Origin of the sequence: Prochlorococcus marinus XMU1406, from assembly GCF_017696055.1 — a bacterium.
GTDB lineage: Bacteria > Cyanobacteriota > Cyanobacteriia > PCC-6307 > Cyanobiaceae > Prochlorococcus_A > Prochlorococcus_A marinus_W.
Genome location: NZ_JAAORG010000001.1, coordinates 941,705 through 960,123, shown reverse-complemented (window position 1 = coordinate 960,123; position 18,419 = coordinate 941,705). Strand labels below are relative to the sequence as shown.

20 protein-coding genes are annotated in these 18,419 nt (G+C 31.7%); 15 read left to right on the top strand and 5 right to left on the bottom strand.

Annotation, left to right across the window (positions count from 1 at the left end):
• Window positions 1-1,212, bottom strand: a complete 1,212-nt coding sequence (crtL, locus tag HA149_RS05630; protein ID WP_209113775.1) for a lycopene beta cyclase — start codon at window positions 1,210-1,212, stop codon at window positions 1-3.
• A 23-nt stretch (window positions 1,213-1,235) separates the two neighbouring features.
• Window positions 1,236-3,833, bottom strand: a complete 2,598-nt coding sequence (gyrA, locus tag HA149_RS05625; protein ID WP_209113773.1) for a DNA gyrase subunit A — start codon at window positions 3,831-3,833, stop codon at window positions 1,236-1,238.
• Between the two features lie 179 nt (window positions 3,834-4,012).
• Here gyrA and HA149_RS05620 point away from each other — a divergent pair, with 179 nt between their 5' ends.
• The 4 genes from HA149_RS05620 to rsmD all read left to right on the top strand — a co-directional run bounded on the left by HA149_RS05620 (window position 4,013) and on the right by rsmD (window position 6,970).
• Window positions 4,013-5,176, top strand: a complete 1,164-nt coding sequence (locus HA149_RS05620; protein ID WP_209113964.1) for a GuaB3 family IMP dehydrogenase-related protein — start codon at window positions 4,013-4,015, stop codon at window positions 5,174-5,176.
• Between the two features lie 228 nt (window positions 5,177-5,404).
• Window positions 5,405-5,728 (top strand): thioredoxin, encoded by a 324-nt coding sequence (trxA, locus tag HA149_RS05615; protein ID WP_209113771.1) that lies wholly within the window; start codon window positions 5,405-5,407, stop codon window positions 5,726-5,728.
• An 11-nt stretch (window positions 5,729-5,739) separates the two neighbouring features.
• Window positions 5,740-6,357 carry an imidazole glycerol phosphate synthase subunit HisH gene (hisH, locus tag HA149_RS05610; protein ID WP_209113769.1) on the top strand — a complete coding sequence of 206 codons (618 nt, stop codon included), beginning with the start codon at window positions 5,740-5,742 and terminating at the stop codon, window positions 6,355-6,357.
• Window positions 6,358-6,370: 13 nt separating this feature from the next.
• Window positions 6,371-6,970 (top strand): 16S rRNA (guanine(966)-N(2))-methyltransferase RsmD, encoded by a 600-nt coding sequence (gene rsmD / locus HA149_RS05605; RefSeq protein WP_209113767.1) that lies wholly within the window; start codon window positions 6,371-6,373, stop codon window positions 6,968-6,970.
• On the opposite strand, the gene petG is transcribed toward rsmD, so the two are convergent.
• Window positions 6,947-7,066, bottom strand: coding sequence for a cytochrome b6-f complex subunit V (petG, locus tag HA149_RS05600; protein WP_011376619.1), 120 nt, complete (start codon window positions 7,064-7,066; stop codon window positions 6,947-6,949). The two genes, rsmD and petG, sit on opposite strands and share 24 nt — an antisense overlap.
• Window positions 7,067-7,121: 55 nt before the next feature.
• Between petG and HA149_RS05595 the strand changes: the two genes are divergently transcribed.
• The 10 genes from HA149_RS05595 (at window position 7,122) to HA149_RS05550 (ending at window position 15,242) form a co-directional block, all read left to right on the top strand.
• A complete protein-coding gene (locus HA149_RS05595; protein WP_348535636.1) occupies window positions 7,122-7,508 on the top strand; it encodes a cytochrome c in 387 nt (128 codons plus the stop codon).
• Window positions 7,505-8,254 carry an RNA methyltransferase gene (locus tag HA149_RS05590; protein WP_209113960.1) on the top strand — a complete coding sequence of 250 codons (750 nt, stop codon included), beginning with the start codon at window positions 7,505-7,507 and terminating at the stop codon, window positions 8,252-8,254. The genes HA149_RS05595 and HA149_RS05590 overlap by 4 nt, the downstream gene beginning before the upstream one ends.
• 122 nt (window positions 8,255-8,376) lie before the next feature.
• Window positions 8,377-9,465: a magnesium chelatase ATPase subunit I gene (bchI, locus tag HA149_RS05585; RefSeq protein WP_209113765.1), complete on the top strand. Its 1,089-nt coding sequence runs from the start codon at window positions 8,377-8,379 to the stop codon at window positions 9,463-9,465.
• Between the two features lie 5 nt (window positions 9,466-9,470).
• Window positions 9,471-9,944, top strand: coding sequence for a crossover junction endodeoxyribonuclease RuvC (ruvC, locus tag HA149_RS05580; RefSeq protein ID WP_209113763.1), 474 nt, complete (start codon window positions 9,471-9,473; stop codon window positions 9,942-9,944).
• An 8-nt stretch (window positions 9,945-9,952) separates the two neighbouring features.
• The gene (locus tag HA149_RS05575; RefSeq protein WP_209113761.1) at window positions 9,953-10,510 is read left to right on the top strand and encodes a 5-formyltetrahydrofolate cyclo-ligase; all 558 of its coding nucleotides are present in this window, start codon (window positions 9,953-9,955) and stop codon (window positions 10,508-10,510) included.
• A 39-nt stretch (window positions 10,511-10,549) separates the two neighbouring features.
• On the top strand, window positions 10,550-10,969 hold the full coding sequence (locus HA149_RS05570) for a SufE family protein (protein ID WP_209113759.1): 420 nt from the start codon (window positions 10,550-10,552) through the stop codon (window positions 10,967-10,969).
• Window positions 10,970-11,013: 44 nt separating this feature from the next.
• A complete protein-coding gene (locus HA149_RS05565; protein ID WP_209113757.1) occupies window positions 11,014-12,315 on the top strand; it encodes a homoserine dehydrogenase in 1,302 nt (433 codons plus the stop codon).
• A gap of 71 nt (window positions 12,316-12,386) precedes the next feature.
• Window positions 12,387-12,638 carry a hypothetical protein gene (locus HA149_RS05560; protein ID WP_209113755.1) on the top strand — a complete coding sequence of 84 codons (252 nt, stop codon included), beginning with the start codon at window positions 12,387-12,389 and terminating at the stop codon, window positions 12,636-12,638.
• A gap of 17 nt (window positions 12,639-12,655) precedes the next feature.
• Window positions 12,656-14,227, top strand: coding sequence for an ABC transporter substrate-binding protein (locus HA149_RS05555; RefSeq protein ID WP_209113753.1), 1,572 nt, complete (start codon window positions 12,656-12,658; stop codon window positions 14,225-14,227).
• Window positions 14,220-15,242: an ABC transporter permease gene (locus tag HA149_RS05550; protein WP_209113751.1), complete on the top strand. Its 1,023-nt coding sequence runs from the start codon at window positions 14,220-14,222 to the stop codon at window positions 15,240-15,242. Before HA149_RS05555 ends, HA149_RS05550 begins: the two co-directional genes overlap by 8 nt.
• Here HA149_RS05550 and HA149_RS05545 read toward each other — a convergent pair.
• Window positions 15,239-16,789 (bottom strand): alpha/beta fold hydrolase, encoded by a 1,551-nt coding sequence (locus tag HA149_RS05545; protein ID WP_209113749.1) that lies wholly within the window; start codon window positions 16,787-16,789, stop codon window positions 15,239-15,241. The two genes, HA149_RS05550 and HA149_RS05545, sit on opposite strands and share 4 nt — an antisense overlap.
• Window positions 16,790-16,791: 2 nt before the next feature.
• Here HA149_RS05545 and HA149_RS05540 point away from each other — a divergent pair, with 2 nt between their 5' ends.
• Complete coding sequence (locus HA149_RS05540) at window positions 16,792-18,021, top strand: MFS transporter (protein ID WP_209113747.1); 1,230 nt, start codon at window positions 16,792-16,794, stop codon at window positions 18,019-18,021.
• A gap of 15 nt (window positions 18,022-18,036) precedes the next feature.
• On the opposite strand, the gene HA149_RS05535 is transcribed toward HA149_RS05540, so the two are convergent.
• Complete coding sequence (locus HA149_RS05535; protein ID WP_209113745.1) at window positions 18,037-18,405, bottom strand: DUF2834 domain-containing protein; 369 nt, start codon at window positions 18,403-18,405, stop codon at window positions 18,037-18,039.
• Between the last annotated feature and the right edge of the window lie 14 nt (window positions 18,406-18,419).

Sequence of the window (18,419 nt, the reverse complement as noted above, 5' to 3'; positions counted from 1 at the left end):
CTAATTTAACTTAAGCATTCCTAGTTTTACATTTAAAGGTGAATTTACAAACATCTTACTCATCACATAAATTAGTTTTGGAAGTGGAAGTGTATTAGTAAGAAAACCTACCCACTCATTGGTAGATAATCTAAAGAAATTTAAGAAAAAGCTTCTTAATCTACTTTCGTCAAAACTCATCAATCTTTTTAGACCATATTGGTAAAGTCTATGCCTTTGTGTTAACTCGTAAGGCCATAGGATCTCCCAACCTTTTGTAGCTAATTCTAGAGAACTTAAATTAGGTTCTTTTAAAAAGATTGCTAATTTTTCTGCAAGGAGTGGAGCTCTTCTTAGCAAAGATCCAATCATATAACCTGATGCAGGATGCACCATGCTTGCAGACCCTCCAAAACCAAGTACAAATTGTTTTTTAAATGGTAGGGGTAAATTCATGGGGAAAAGGCAATTCTCTTCATGAAGAATTTCACTTACCTCAATACCCTTACTATTCAGTCTTTTAAAAAGTCTTTTTTTAAGATTTTCTTGAGATAAAGCAGGGTAACTAGCTAATGATGTTTCTTCAACAAAAAAAGTTTCATTTCCAAGATCCATTGCATAAAGAAAAGAAGGAGATGATAACTTTTCTTCATTGTTTAAATGATTTGGACGAAAATCCATTAAAACAAACTGTTCCTTATTTACGGGTGGCGATGAAAATTTACCGACAATTCCATACGCAGCTTGTTGAGCGATTTCATTTTGGACTGGTCTTTTTACAAAATTACTTTTATGACCACTTGCGTCAATTACTAACCGCGCCTTTATTCTTAGACCTGAAAAACAAATTACCTCAGATAGTTTATTTTTCTCTTTAATATCTTTTGCTGTTTCATTCAACCATTCAATCCCTTTACACTTTTTTAAAAGTTCATTTTGAAAAGCTTCTTGATTTATTAAACCATAATCGTAATTATGTTTTGTTGGATTATCTCCATTTTTATTCTCCCCATTTCCAAAAAAACTAACTGTTTTACACCACCGATGAGATAACAAAGACTCTAATCCTAATTCCTCTAATTCAGAAGCCCAAATACCATAGGTATTTTCCCATTTTTCATTTGGGGATTTAGTTGATATCCCCTTTATATTTAGATCTTGTTTGGCTAATTCTGAAGCCAAGCATAGTGCTGCAGGCCCGGATCCTAAAATTAAAATATCAAGTATTTGCATATTATCTAATAAACCATTTTCTCTTAATTTTCTATGCCTGAGTCGAATTGGTCTGTTTCTTCTGTTTGTTCATGAGGAACTAATACAACTTCTGATAAATGATCACCCTCATCCAATCTTTGTAATTTAACTCCAGTAGCGGCTCTAGATTGTTGGGAAATTTTGTCTGCGTTTGTTCTTACTATTACACCTTTTTCGGTCACAAAAAGTAATTCTTCCCCTTCTCCGAGGACCTTCAAACACACTAATACATCATCTTGAATTCTGAATTTTATTGCTCTTAAACCCATGCCTGCTCTTTTTTGTAATCTAAATTGAGTTACAGGTACTCTTTTACCTAGTCCAAATGCACTAGCTATTAGTACCCAAGGACCTTCTGAAGCGTTAACTTCAAGATTTTCGTCAAATTCTTTAGTAAGATCTTCATTTTTAGCTAATTGATCAACCAAATCAGATGTTAAAACATCCATAGATACAAGATTATCTCCTTGCCTAAGGTTCATAGATTTAACCCCCCTTGCGGTCCTACCAAGTGGCCTTAATTCGTTAATATCTAATCTGAAATGAATCGCCATTCCTGTTCTTGATCCAATCAAAACACTATCGCCTTCTTTTGATAATCTAACCCAAGTTAAAGCATCTCCATCCTCAAGATTTATTGCAATTAAACCATTTGATCGAATTTTTGAGAAAGCAGAAAGTGAAGTTCTTTTTATAAATCCCGCCTTCGTAAGCATTAATAGATAACAATCGTTATCAAAAGAATCTACTGCAACAAGAGAAGTTATCTTTTCTTCTCTTGGAATTGGGAGAAGTTGAACTGATGGAGTACCTTTGGCCGTTCTGCTACTCATAGGAACTCTATATGCTGGGAGAGCATAAGATACCCCTCTGTCACTGAAAAGTAAAAGAGTATCATGATCATTACAGCTTATAAATAGTTTTACTTCATCATCTTCTTGTGTCTTCGTTCCAGCTTTACCTCTTGACCCGCGACTTGTAGATTCGAATTCATTAACAGGCATTCTTTTTAAATAACCTGCTTCAGTTAATAAAACTACAGATCTGTCATTAGCGATAAGATCAATATCATCTAGACCACCACCTAAATCAAGTATTTCTGTTTTTCTTGGAGAGGAAAATCTTTCATCGATTTTATTAATCTCTTCAAGAATAATTTCAAAAATTCTTTCTTTACTATTCAATATTTGCTGATATTGGCCGATTTTTTGGGTTAACTCATTATGTTCCCCTTTGATTTTATCTGCTTCTAGTGCTGTTAATCTTCTTAATTGCATTTGTAAAATTGCTTCTGCCTGTGTGGCAGATAACTCATGATCAGTTTGTAATTTTTCTCTAGCTGAAACTGTATCTTTTGCTGATCTTATTAGATTGATTATCTTATCCATAGCAGCCAATGCTAGTAAAAGACCTTTTACAATGTGATCTCTTTCTTCAGCCTTTTTTAATAAAAATCTTGTTCTTCGCCTTATTGTCTCTACTCTGAAGTCTAGAAAAACATCTAACATTTTCCTTAGTGAAAGCGTTGTGGGCTCTCCTTTTACTAAAGCTAGGATATTTGCACTAAAGTTATTTTGTAGAGGTGTTAACTTAAATAAATTATTTAAAACTACTTGTGGGTAGGCATCCCTTTTTAGTTCAATAACAATCCTCATTCCATCTCGATCACTTTCATCTCTAATATCAGAAATACCTTCTAATTTTTTTTCATTAACCAAGTCAGCAATTCTTTCTATCAATGCAGCTTTGTTAGTTTGAAATGGAAGCTCTGTAATTATTACGGCATCTTTCTCTGCCCTACCAGGAGATTTAATTTGTTCAATATTTGCTACACCTCTCATAGTTATTGAACCCCTTCCTGTTTTGAAAGTTTCTTTGATACCATCTCTGCTTAAGATTTGACCACCTGTGGGGAAATCTGGACCCTTGATTATTTCAAAAAGTTCTCTATCTTCTATCGAAGGGTTGTTGATTATTGATTTAAGGCCATTAATTAATTCCCCTAAGTTATGAGGTGGAATATTTGTTGCCATTCCTACTGCTATTCCAGATGATCCATTTAGAAGTAGTTGAGGAATCCTAGCTGGCAAAACCGTTGGCTCTTGTTGAGAACCGTCAAAATTATCGGAAAAATCTACAGTTTCAGATTCAATATCCTCTAGTAAACTTTCATCTGTAAGGGACTTTAAACGAGATTCTGTATATCTCATTGCTGCTGGAGGATCATTATCTACAGAACCAAAGTTTCCATGGCCATCTATGAGTGGCATCCTCATAGAGAAATCCTGTGCCATCCTAACCAGAGCATCATAAACAGCTGTATCGCCATGAGGGTGGTATTTACCAAGTACTTCTCCAACAACTCTTGCACATTTTCTGTATGGTCTAGCGCTAGTCAAACCAAGTTCATACATTGCATAAAGAATTCTTCTATGAACAGGTTTTAATCCATCTCTTGCATCTGGAAGAGCTCGACCAACTATAACGCTCATTGCATACTCGAGATAAGAGCGAGACATCTCATTTCTTAAGTCAGTCTGAATAATTCGGTCGTTATCTTCGCTTAACCCTGAGCTATCAGAATCTAAAATATCAGACATACAAAAATCCTTTTTTTAATAATAATCGCTGATTGTCATAATGAATAAAAAAAAAGATTTATTTAATTCCCAAATACTCACATTTACACACAAATCAAAATAAAACCTGTTGTTTTTGAATAAACCTTGGCTTATTGCCCCTTTAGTTGTTAATTTAATCAGAATAAATGAAAAAATCCGTGAATATTGAACTTGGTTTAAATAAAAAAGTCAGAAGGGCTTATGGCATTGATGAAATAGCTTTAGTTCCCGGTAATAGAACACTTGATTACGATTTGACTGATCCTTCTTGGTCAATAGGCGATTTCAAAAGAGAAGTTCCGATTGTAGCTAGCGCTATGGACAGCGTTGTCGATGTCAATACGGCTGTAGAACTTACAAAATTAGGATCCCTTGGGGTTATCAATATGGAGGGCATACAAACACGATATGAAAAACCTGATGAAATATTGAATCAAATAGCATCAGTCGGGAAGAATGATTTTGTTCCATTAATGCAGAAGATATACAGTGAACCCGTTAAGGAGGGATTGATTTTACAAAGAATAAATGAGGTCAAAGAAAGAGGAGGCATCGCAGCTTTTAGTGGGACTCCTCAAGCTGCTCTTAAGTTTAAAGAAACTCTTAATAATTCCAAAATAGATTTATTTTTCCTTCAAGGAACAGTTGTTTCTACTGAACATCTTGGTATTGAGGGTAAGGAAACCTTAAATATTAAAGACCTTTGTCAATCTATGAATGTCCCAATTATCGCAGGTAATTGTGTCACTTACGAAGTTGCAAAACTGCTCATGGATGCTGGAGTTGCAGGATTAATGGTTGGTATAGGCCCTGGAGCAGCATGTACATCAAGAGGTGTATTAGGAATTGGAATTCCTCAAGCAACTGCTATTTCTGATTGTAGTAAGGCAAGAAATGATTACTTTAAAGAAAGTGGTCGTTATATTCCTATTATTGGTGATGGAGGAATTGTGACGGGAGGAGATATTTGTAAATGTTTGGCATGTGGTTCTGATGCTGTAATGATTGGATCCCCAATAGCTAAATCCTTAAATGCTCCAGGTAAAGGATTTCACTGGGGTATGGCTACTCCAAGTCCTGTATTGCCGAGGGGCACAAGAATTGAAGTTGGTTCTACAGGATCCTTAGAAAGGATAATTAAAGGCCCTGCCCTGCTTGACGATGGGACACATAACTTATTAGGAGCCATTAGAACTTCAATGAGTACTCTTGGGGCAAAAAACATTAAAGAAATGCAAGAAGTTGAAATAGTTATCGCACCATCGCTTCTTACAGAAGGTAAGGTTTATCAAAAAGCTCAGCAGCTTGGGATGGGTAAGTAGTTCATTTAGAGCAAATTATAAAACCTTAGTAAATTAAGCATTAAATTGAACAATTTTCTCATTAGGAGTTATTATGAATTGATGGGGGAAACCCCATACTCCTCACACACTAAATCGCCCGATTAATCGGGCTTTTTTAGATATTTTGTTACTTATATGATTTAATCTGTAATGAAATCATCACTTAAAAGAATTGCCTGCTAAATTTTCAAAAGGAATACTTAAATTATGTCATCAGCTCAAGCCGTAACTGATTCTTCATTTGACAAAGATGTACTGCAAAGTGATCTACCAGTATTGGTTGATTTTTGGGCACCTTGGTGCGGTCCATGTAGGATGGTTGCACCAGTTGTGGAAGAAATTTCAAAAGACTTTGAAGGGAAAATTAAGGTTTTTAAATTAAATACGGATGAGAATCCAAATGTTGCCAGTCAATATGGAATTAGAAGTATTCCTACATTAATGATCTTTAAAGGAGGCCAAAAGGTTGATACCGTTGTTGGTGCTGTACCAAAAGCTACTCTTTCTAGCACTTTATCTAAGCATTTATAAATTTAAAAGCTTTGCATAAAATTGGACTTATAGATTATGGGATGGGTAATATTCATTCCGTAACAAAATCTCTAGAAAGTCTTGGAGAAGAAATAATATTAATTAAAAATTTTAACGAGTCTAAGTTTTGTAAGGCGATAATACTTCCTGGTGTGGGAGCATTTGATCCAGCCATGAATAATCTTATAAATACGGATTTGATAACTGATTTGAAAAATTGGATTAAAAGTGGGAAGTCTTTTTTGGGGATATGTCTTGGTCTCCAACTCCTTTTTGAATCTAGTGATGAAGGAAAGGTTCAAGGGCTGGGAATTTTAAAAGGAAAAATACAAAAAATTCCTAATATTGTTAACCAAAGAATCCCACACATGGGTTGGTGCCAACTTTTACCTACAAAACAAAATACTCTATTAGAACTAGAAGAATTAAATAATTGGGTCTATTTTGTACATTCCTATCATGCAAACCCAAATGATTCAAAGATTATTGCAGCTCAGGTTGATTATGGCTCTGAAAAATTAACTGCAATGATTGAGAATGATAATTTATTGGCCTGTCAATTTCATCCGGAAAAATCTGGAAAAACCGGTGAAAAACTTTTGAGACGATGGCTTAGTAATATTCAATAATTGATAATTACTGATGAAGACAAACTTGAGATTAATAGGTGGTAAAAAACTCCAAAGCCCAAATAATTCTTATACCAGACCTACAACTTTGAGAGTGAGAGAGGCAATATTTAATATATTGAATAATAGAGTTAAAAACAGTAACTGGTTAGATTTATTTAGTGGAACTGGGGCTATATCTTGTGAAGCCTATAATCACGGGGCAAGAAAAATACTTGCAATTGAAAAAAACAAAATTAACTCAAAAATTTGCTTAGAAAATTTACTCTCGTTGGAAAATATAGAGAATAGGAGGAATGATTTCGAAGTTATTTGTAAAGACGTTTTGAAATGGACAAAACCAAATTATGAGAGAAACTTATCATCTAGAAATATGGATTTAAACAAATTAAAATTTGATTTTGTTTATCTAGATCCTCCATACGATGTGGATCTCCATGAATTAGTTTTAAATCAATTATTCAATTGTAATTTTTTAAAAAAAGATTCAATAGTTATTTATGAACATTCTCCAAACTTATTTATTAAGAAAAGTACTTTGTGGGAAACTATAGATGTAAGGAACTATGGGCAGTCAAGATTAACATTTTTAATCAATGTCCAGCATCCCTGAACCTCTTCTGTATTGATTCCATGCACTTACGAATAATCCAAGAAGAGTTATTGGAACTAAACCTAGAACAATTCCACATAGAAGAGGCTCGATCATTTTTTTGCCTTTTTTGAATTTCTTATCCACAATTGTTACATAGAGACTATTTTTTGTGTCAACATCTTCATCAACTGCAGCAGAAAGAGACTTTAAAAGAGAATTCCTTAAAATTGTTTTTATTTTAATGGGAGTTTTATTGATTTGTTTTTCAATATTTTTCGTAAATCATCATGAAAATAACAAATATATTATTGAGACACTTGAGCTTAATGGCTCTGCTGAGGAAGGAGATGCTCTTTTTAAGATAAATTGTGTTGGATGTCATGGAATTACAGCAAGAGGATTAGTGGGCCCAGACTTACACTCAATAACTCAACGTTTGAATGATAAAGAGATAATAAAACAAGTTACTGGAGGCCTAACTCCTCCTATGCCAAGTTTTGAAATCGATCCTATAAATATGTCCAATTTATTAAAGTATCTTCATAGCCTTGAATAACTTTGGGAAAAAATTTTTCTAATTTAAAGGTAATATTAGTTGAACCAAATGGCCCTTTAAATGTAGGGAGCGTTGCTAGATTATGCAGTAATTTTGAAGTTGATGAATTAAGAATTGTTTCTCCGAAATGCGATATATTTTCTTTAGAAGCAAAAAAAATGGCCCTTAAAGGTCAAAAATTTCTTGAACATTGTAAGATTTTTGATGATCTTCAAAAAGCAATTTTTGATTGTGATTTAGTTCTAGCATCTTCTGGAAGGATTGATGTAAATAAAGATTCATTGCTTGAATCTTCGGAAGATATATTTGATTGGACTTTATCCTTTAAAAAGATTAGTAATTTAGCAATTATATTTGGAAGAGAAGATAGAGGTTTAACTAACAGTGAATTGCTTCTGGCAAATAAAACTTTTAATATCCCAACTTCTCACAATAATCCTTCATTAAATCTTTCTCATGCTGTCTCAATAGTTTTGTATGAATTAAATAAGTCTTCCAAAAAGAATTTAAATAATGAGTTAAAAGTTTTTAAATTAGCATCATCGAAAGAAGTACATGATACATTTGTGGAGATAGATGAAATGCTTTTGCGAGTTGGATATCTCTTAAAACATACTTCTAAGGCAAAAATCAGTAAATTTAAGAATTTTATTTTGAGGGCAAATACATCAACGCACGAAATAAATGTTTTAAGAGGAATTGTCCATCAAATAAACTGGTTTTTGAACAATTCAGAAAGAAATTAGCTACATAATTAATTACATTAAATTTTATTTATTTGTAGTTTTAATTTGAAAGGGATATTTACTAAAAACATTTTCTGAAGTAGCATCTATTGATTATTTGAATATTTAAGAAAACTAAAACTGTGCCTTCAACAAAGAAAAGAAGAGTTTTTCCTTTTACAGCTGTAATTGGTCAAGAAGAAATGAAATTAGCTCTCTTGTTAAATGTTATTGATCCAAGAATTGGAGGAGTGATGATAATGGGTGATAGAGGGACTGGAAAGTCCACTACAATCAGAGCCTTAGCTGATTTGTTGCCTGCAATCGATGTTGTTAAAGACGATCCATATAATAGTTCTCTAGTCGATCCTGATTTGCAAAGTAAAGAAGTTTTGGAAAAAATTACTCAAGGAGAAAATCTAGAGAGCATTCAAAAACAGGTACCTATGGTTGACTTGCCTTTAGGGGCTACTGAAGATAGGCTTTGTGGAACCATTGATATAGAGAAGGCTTTGAGTGAGGGTGTTAAGGCATTCGAACCTGGATTGTTGGCTAAAGCTAATAGGGGTTTACTATACGTTGATGAAGTGAATTTGCTTGATGATCACTTAGTTGATGTACTTCTAGATTCGGCTGCTTCCGGATGGAATACAGTTGAAAGGGAGGGAGTTTCAGTTCGACATCCTGCGAGGTTTGTCCTTATTGGTTCAGGTAATCCAGAAGAAGGTGAATTAAGGCCTCAACTATTGGATAGGTTTGGAATGAGTGTTGAGGTTAAGACGGTTAGAGATGCAGAATTAAGAGTTCAAGTAGTAGATCAAAGAACTTCTTTTGACGATAATCCTGATGAGTTTTCATTAAGCGTTGAGAAACAACAGGATGAACTTCAACAAAAGGTTATTAAAGCCCAAGAAATATTAAATTCTGTTCAAATGGACGATGACCTAAGATTGAATATTTCTGCAATTTGTGGAGAACTAGATGTTGATGGTTTACGCGGAGATATAGTTACAAATCGATCAGCAAGGGCAATTGCAGCCTTTGAGGGCAGAACTGAAGTGCAAGAAGATGACATAGCAAGGGTTATTTCTTGCTCTTTAAGACACAGACTAAGAAAAGATCCCTTAGAACAAGTTGATTCAGGTGAAAGAGTTATTCAAGCTTTTTGTAAAGTATTTGATTTAGATGAAAAAGAAAATCTTTCAAAATTTCAATTGTCTGCAGAAGATTAATTACAGTGAGAATAATTGGGATTGACCCTGGATTAGCTAGAGTTGGTTATGGAATTATAGAAATAGAAAATGAAAAAAAGATATTATTAGATTGTGGTGTAATTGAGACAGGTAAAGATAAAAAAGAAGAAGATAGACTTTATGAGATATTCCAAGATCTTAATGAATTAATTAATCATTGGAATCCAACATCAGCGGCGGTAGAAAAATTTTTCTTTTACAAATCAAGTACTACCATTAGTGTGGTGCAGGCTAGAGGCGTGATTATGATGGTATTGGCCTCAAAAAAAATTCATGTTAGTGAATATTCACCTCCTCAGATAAAACTAACCATTGCTGGGTCTGGGAAAGCATCTAAGAAAGAAGTTCTTGATGCTGTTATGTATAGCTTAGAACTTAAAAAACCTCCAAAACCTGATGATTCAGCAGATGCCTTGGCCATAGCTCTCACAAAACTAAATGAAGATGGCATTAACTGAAGATCAATATGAATATTTCTGAAAAAAAGAAATTGGAGAGGCATACCTTTAGAAAACTTAGAGATGAGATTTCACTAACTCAAAGAGAAAATGTAGAAAAGAATGTAAAATTATATGTTGATTCATTTATTAAGGAATATAAAAATATTGGTTACATAGCAATATATTGGCCTTTAAGAAATGAAGTAGATATTAGAAGTCTTAAGGAAAAATTTTGTTTAGCTTTGCCCAGATGTAAAGATAAAAATGAAATGTTATTTTATCCATGGGATAAAGAACCTCTCACAAAAGATTCTGAGGGGATACTAAGTCCAAATAACTCTTTTTCATTAAGTTATAACCAGATAAGTATGATTCTTGTCCCATGTCTTTCTGTAGATAAAAATTTAACAAGATTAGGTTATGGAGGAGGTTATTTTGATAAATTAAGGACAGATAATAATTGGAGAAATGTTCCATGCATTGGAGTATTAACTTCCAATTGTGTAAGTACGATTCCATTAACCAGAGCTGAGTGGGATATTCCTTTATCAGGGTTTATCACAGAAAAAGAAATATTTGTATAATAGAGAACTGATAAAGCGATTAATTTATAGTTTTAAAAAATGGAAAATCAGGAAAAATACAATAATTTATCAAAATTGGTAGAAAAGTTGAAGAAATCAGAAGATCCAAAAAGAAAATATGAATACATTTTATGGTTAGGCAAAAAATTGAAAGAACCAGATAGTGAAATCCTTGTTGAAGAAAATAAAGTTAAGGGATGCGTTTCAGAAGTTTTTGTTAAGGTAAATATTAAAGGCGGTAAATTATTTTGGGAAGGATATTCTGATGCCCTAATAACCAAAGGATTATTAGCATTCTTAATTACTGGGTTAAATGAACTAACACCAAATGAGGTTGTTAAAATAGATAAGAAATTTATTGAAGATACTGGTTTGAAAGCAAGCTTAACACCTTCACGATCAAATGGTTTTTTAAACATTTTGTTGAAAATGCAGTCTCAAGCAAATGAATTTTTGTAGATCTAATAATATAAAATTAAACTCAAAGTTAAAAGAAATAAAAAATGAAAAAATGCAAAATTGGGATTGTAGGTTTTGGAACTGTAGGTTCAGGAATTTATAAAATATTAAGTTCAGAAGTTGATACACATCCAATTCTAAAAGAAATAGAAATTGTAAAAATAGCAGTTAAAGATCTTAATAAAAAAAGGGATATTGGGCTAGATAATAGTTTATTGATTAATGATCCATTTAAATTAATTAATGACCCCTCTATAGATGTAATTGTTGAAGTAATGGGTGGGGTTGACTTAGCGAGAGATATTATTATGCAATCATTAAAATTAGGTAAATCTGTTGTTACTGCAAATAAAGCGGTCATTGCAAGATATGGAGAAGAAATATATAAAACTGCATCTAAAGAGGGAGTTTATATATTGTCAGAGGCAGCAGTTTGTGGGGGGATTCCTATTATTGAACCCTTAAAAAGATCATTAAAAAGTAACAGCATTAAAAAAATGGTTGGGATAATAAATGGCACAACAAATTTTATTCTTTCAAAGATGACAAATGAAAAAGCTGATTACAAGGAAACCTTGAAATTGGCTCAAAGCCTTGGGTATGCAGAATTTGATCCGACTGCAGATGTTGAGGGCCATGATGCTGCTGATAAAATTTCAATTCTTAGTGAACTTGCATTTGGAGGGAAAATCAAAAGAGAGGAGATACATTCTGAGGGTATTAGTAAAATTAATCTCAAGGATATCGAATATGCTAATAAATTAGGATTTGAAATAAAACTTTTAGCGCTCTCCGAAAGGGGACAAATTAATAATAATGATTCACTTGCTTTGAATATTTGGGTAGGACCTTCTTTGATTCCAAAATCTCATCCATTAGCAACAGTTAAGGGAGTTAATAATGCCTTATTGATAGAGGCTGATCCTCTTGGAGAGATAATGTTATATGGTCCAGGTGCAGGGAGTGGCCCAACTGCTGCATCAGTAGTATCAGATATATTAAATCTGCATGCCGCCTCAGTAAAAAATAATAATTCAATCGATCCACTATTATCTTTTGATTTCTGGAGAAACTGCCATATCATAAGTTCTTCAGAAATAAATAAAAAAAATTACCTTAGAATTATTTGTCTTGATAGTCCAGGCGTAATAGGAAAGATTGGAGATATTTTTGGAAAGAATAATGTATCAATAGAATCAATTGTTCAACTAGATGCAAGTGAGGACAAAGCTGAAATTGTAGTTATTACTCATGAGGTGAATAATGGTGATTTTGAGAAATCGAAAGATGAAATAAATTCGCTTAATGAAGTTAAAATTATTGCAAGTCAATTAAGTTGTATTTAGAAAAATAGTTTGCAAATTTCTTTATAGCTTGGTAAACCGAAGAAAGTAACTGTTTGGTTTTTAGCACCTTAATGATTCATTCAAAACTATTAGACAATAAAAATGAAAATAATAATTTAATTTGTTCCGAAAATCTTTATAAAGGTGCTTGTGTAAAAATTAAAAATAGTAATAAGACTTTTCAAATAATTGGTATAAATATATGTAAAGAAATTTGTTGGGTGAGAGAGTGGCCTTTTGCCTATAATTCTAAAAAAACATTTGCTTTAGAAATAAGTCAAATAACATTACAAATGTTTTGCTCAAATAATTCTTCAGAATAATTAAGTAAAAAGGGAATATGAAAAAAAAATTTTTTTTATCAATATTAATTATTTTAATTTCTTTTTTACAGAATTCTTGCGGCTCAAAAAGAATATCTAAAAAAATCATAGTAGCAAGTTCTGGAAAAATTGAATCTTTAGATCCAGCTAGAGCTAATACTCTTAAAGCAATTCAATTAATCAGTTCTCTGGGAGACACGTTATATGAGTTAAATTCTAACGGAGAATTAATACCTGAATTGGCCTCGGGGATGCCAATTATTTCAAAGGATAGACTTCAAATAATTATCAATTTAAGAAAAAATGTTTTTTTTCACGATGGAACTTCATTTAACTCAAATGCAATAAAGTTTACTTTTGATAGATTCAAAAGAATTGGAACAATGAATTATATTTTAGGAAATAAGATTAAATCAATAGAAACGCCAAGTGAATATTCAGTCATAATAAATTTGAATAAACCATCAAGTTCTTTAAATGGTTTGCTTACATCAGTAAATTTAACTCCAATATCTCCTACGTTTTACAAAGAATATTCTGATAAGTTTCTAAATGAAAAATTTGTTGGTACTGGCAAGTATGTGCTGACCAGCTTTTCTAATGAAGTCCAATCAATTGCTCCAAATTTGAATTATTGGGGTGAAAATCCCTTAAATAAGGGTATTAATTTTGTGGGATATTCAAATTCATCTTCTCTTTTTGGAGCTTTAAAAAGTAAACAAATTGACGTGCTCTTATCAAATTCAATTGATGATAGTCAGAGAAAAAGTCTAAATAATTTAAGTAAAAATCAAAAGTTTAAAGAAGGTAATAGCCCTTTCATTGAATTAAGTTTTATAAGTCTTAAAACTAGTTCTTATCCCTTAAATAATCTTAATTTAAGACTGGCTTTGGCAAAAAGTCTTAATAGAAAATTAATTAGTGAGAAAGTAAGTTATGGGTTAAGGAAGCCATCTAGATCAATTATTCCTCCGATATTAAAAAAAGATAATCAAGAACTGTGGCCTAAATATGATTATTTAGAAGCAAGAAGGTTATTGCAAAAGGAAAATTATTGTAATGGAAATATTCTTAAAATACCTCTTACTTATAGATCCAATGTACCAGCTGACAAGCTTATTGCTCTGACATGGCAGGAAGAAATTAAAAATTCTTTGCAAGATTGTATTGATATTGAACTCAATGGGGTTGAATCTACAACAATTTATAAGAATCTAAGTTTAGGAATTTATACAGCCGTTATTCTCGATTGGACTGGAGCTTATTCTGATCCAGAAGCCTATCTCACCCCTCTTTTAAGTTGTAAAGAAATAGTTGATGGATTATGTAAAAAAGGAGAATCAGTTTTCAGCGGTAGTTTTTGGGGATCTAATAAAGTTGAAAGTTTATTTCTTGAGAGTGAAAAAATAAGTGGAATTTATAGATTAGAAAAACTTGTTGAAATTGAAAAAATAGCAGCAAATTCAATCCCTTATATTCCTATTTGGATATCCTCTCAAAAAGCATGGTCTCAAAATAAAATATCAAAACCTATTTTTAATGGTTCAGGAATAATTTCATTGAGTGATCTTAAGTTAATTGATGAGTAGAAATTTAAATAAACTACTAAATTATTCCTTATTAAAAATTTCATTAATACCAATAATTTTATGGATAATTTCTTCATTAGTGTTTATTTTATTAAGAGTTGCTCCTGGCGATCCTGTCGATGCCATACTTGGATCTGGTGCCGATGAGGTTTCAAGGGAATTTCTAAGAAATAAATTGGGGCTAAATGAACCTTTAATAAGTCAATATTTTTCATATATTAAAAATATATTGCACTTAGATTTTGGCCAATCTCTTAGTACCCAAGAGCCAGTTCTTAATATCATTCTTAGGTCATTGCCTGCAAGTCTTGAGCTTGGATTCTTTTCAATATTAAGTGCTACACTAATAGGCTTTCCATTGGGATTAATTGGCTTGATAAATAGAGGTAAAAAGACAGATTATATTGCGAGGATATTAGGAATTGCCACATATGCTATACCTCCTTTTTGGGGCGCAATGTTAGCTCAATTATTGTTTTCTGTATTTTTTAATATTTTCCCAATTGGGGGTAGATTTCCAATATTTCAGCAACAACCCCAAATTACGGGATTTCTAGTTTTAGATAGTATTCTTTCAAATAATATTATTGCTTTTAAAGATAGTCTTTATCATCTCGCACTTCCTTCGATTACCCTTGGCTTTTTATTAAGTGGTATATTCAGCCGCTCATTAAGAGTAAATTTGGATAATACCTTAAAAAGTGATTATGTTAATGCTGCTATATGTAGAGGATTATCAAGGAAAAAAATATTTTTAAACCATGCATTGCCTAATGCTCTATTGCCAATTGTCACTATTTCTGGCTTGACTATGGCCTCATTAGCCGGAGGTGCTCTATTGTTCGAGGTAACTTTTTCATGGCCAGGTATAGCTTTAAGATTATATGAAGCTATTTCTCAAAGAGACTATACCTTGGTTCAAGGGATTGTAATTTTTACCTCTATGCTTATAGTCTCTTTAAATCTCTTTGTGGATATTTTAATCGCATATTTAGATCCACGAATAGAGTATTAATTTTCGGAAATTTCTTTTATTGTTTCAAGATCTAATAGATGGAAATCAAGTCCCAAATCTCTTTGGTTTTTAACTATAGTAGGGATCTTTTGGTCTTTAATATTTTTTAAAAATTCAACAATAAATTTCGTAGATAAATCTTGTACTAATATTGGCTCTGAACCAATAAAATATTTGCTTATTTTGAAGACGTCATTATTTTCTTCATAGCTTTTATTAATTCTTATTGGAGAGAAATGACTTGCTCCTTCAATAATTAGAAATCTATTTGATGGATTATTTAAAGCAGAAAAAACTCTAAATTGTTCATTGATTAACGGGGTAATAAGATCATACGTACCTCCTATTAGAAGAGTTGGTGTTTTAATGGCTGCACTATTTTCTTTTGGCCATACTAAACTGCCAAATGAATTAAAACCTATTATCGCACTGGCCTTATTAGTGCTATTTTTCATAGGGAATGGTATTTCGCTCAACTGACATTGAAGTAATTTAGATAAATTTGTTAACGCAAAGTCTTCTAATGCCGAATCACATTTTTTCTCTAGTTGATCAGTAGGTTTATTGCCTTCATATAAAAGTGCTATTAAAGCACCAAGTGAATGCCCCATTAAAATATAAGAATTATTAGGTAAACCAAATTCTCCATTTTCATGAGCTTTCAATACAGCATCTAAATCTTTAATTCTATATAAGAAAAAGTCTGCACTTCCTGGGATTGCTTCCTTACCTTCGAGTACTTCTATGAATGATTCTAAATTACTCCCTCTATGATCTATGAATAATATTGGCCAACCTCTTCTAGCCAATTCGTTGCCTATCCATTTGAAATTATTAATTTCGCCTCCAAGTCCTGGCATAAAAATTATTAATTCTTTCTCATTATTTGTTTTATTGCTTTTCCATATTTCAATTTCAAAAGGTTTCACTCGGTGAGGAGCATAAATTTTTTTAACATATTTTATTAGATCTTGAGTTGATTTTTGTTCAGTATTTTTAAAGAAATTTTGGTTCGTTCTTTCAAGTTTATTTAATTTGGATAAAAGTTCTTGTTGGATTGATAATTCATTTTTCCAAGATGAAATTATTAAAATTAAATTATCAATATCTAGTAAAATTTCTTCTGATGGTAATGCCTTTATGATGTCTAAAGATGAAACTTCTTTTTTTTGATCTAATAAATTTTCTATAGTGTTATATATTTCTGTTCCATTATTGTCATTCGGAACTGTAATGCTTTTGCTTAATTCTGTAAGAACTTTACGCCCTATCCAACTTCTTAATATTTCTCTATTTAATCCCTCTTCTTTGAAAACTGGAAATTCTAAAAATTTTGATAATTCAAAAACTCTAATAATTCCAATTTTTTTTAACCAATCTATTAATTCTGTTGAATCAGCTTTGTATTTTTCTAATTTTGATAATTGTTCTATAGTAAGAGGGATTTCCATCTCTTCAAACTTAATATTTATCTTTTCAGCAGCCTTTAACCCATTATTAAAAAATAAACCACAAAAACTAAAAAAAATTATAAAAATGTATTTCACTAGTGATTAGTCCAAATAGTTTACAAATTAGCAAAAATTGGTGGATTCAATTTCCATACCATTTGAGGTTAATAACCAAGATAAGATTTTACGCTGCATTTGGAGCAGGAGGTGTAATTTATTTAACATCACTTATTTTTAATAACCTAGGATTATCGGCAACAGATATTGGCTTGGGGTTTACCATTTCAGCAATAATTGGAACAGTAACAAGACTCTTTACTGGTAATTATCTTAATAAAACAGGGGAAATACAATTTCCAATAATTACTTCTTCAATACTAAGTATTGCCGCTAGCTTATGCCTAATTTTTTCAAGAGATACTTTTTTGTACATAATTGGGCAATCATTTGTTGGTGCTGCTGCAGGAATATATTGGCCTGCTGCCGAGTTTGGGGTACCTTATTTTTGCCATCCTATCGAAACTCGCAAGGCATATTCTCTTGTTAGAAGTTCGGAAGCTGTAGGAATATTCTTAGGGGTATTCTTAGGAGGGGTTATGACAAATTTTTTTTATTCTAAATCAATTTTTATTAATGATATTTTATGCATGTTATTTATCTTATATTTAATATCTAGAAATAGTTCTTCTATTAAAAGAAACTTAGAAGATTTCCATAAAAAATTTGTAGGTCAAATAAATCAGGGACAATTGAAATGGAATAAAAATTCAACAATAATAATTTTATCTATTTTATTGATAACTACCTCTTTAGCTTTGATTCAAGTAACTTTGCCTCTGGATCTTGTTAAAGGTGGAGTATATCGCAATGCATTAAGCAAAGAAATTATTAGTCTTATAATTTCTATTCAGTTAATTTTATTGTTGTTTTTACAATGGCCTGTTGGGTCTTGGATATCAAAAAAAGGTAGATTATTTGGGTTGAAATTTAGTTTGATAAATTTCTCTTTCGCTTCATTTTTATTATTTATTTCTAGTTATTTAAATATCCCAGCTTTTTATTTAATTTCTTTTTCATTAATATTAGTAAGTTTAGGGACTGCTTCATTTCTTCCAACATCAACAGATATCGTTTTCAGAATAGCTCCTTCAAACAAAAAAGGTTTTGCAATTGCTCTATTATCACAATGTTTCGCTATGGGTTATTTTTTTGGACCATTTATTTCAGGACGCATATTAGATCTATTTGGTTATGCTTCAGTAATTTGGCTATCTATTTCATTTGCTTGCTTTATAATTTTTTCTATCTTATTTAAGAGATTATTTTAATTAATCTTTTAAAATTTAAATTTTTTCTAATTCAATAATTCTTCTCTCTCTTAGAAACAAGAAAAAAGGTGCTGAGAATGCAAATGCAATAAGAAAAGTTCCAATGTAAACAACCCACATATTCTTCATATTCAATTTTTTTGATTCATTTACTATCCATATAAAAATTGCACTTGCACCTACTAATAAGTCTCTAGAAATTGACTGAGCTGCAGGGTTTGCATTCGCTAAAGAAATGAAGTTATTGATATCAAAACTATTTCCATATTCCCTAGCAAATTCTAAATTTGCCAACATTGGAAGGACGGCACCTAAAATTGATAGAAAAAGGTAAAGATAAGATAGTATCTGTTTATTATCTTTTAAAATGTAAAATGAATTCACTTGTTAAAAATATT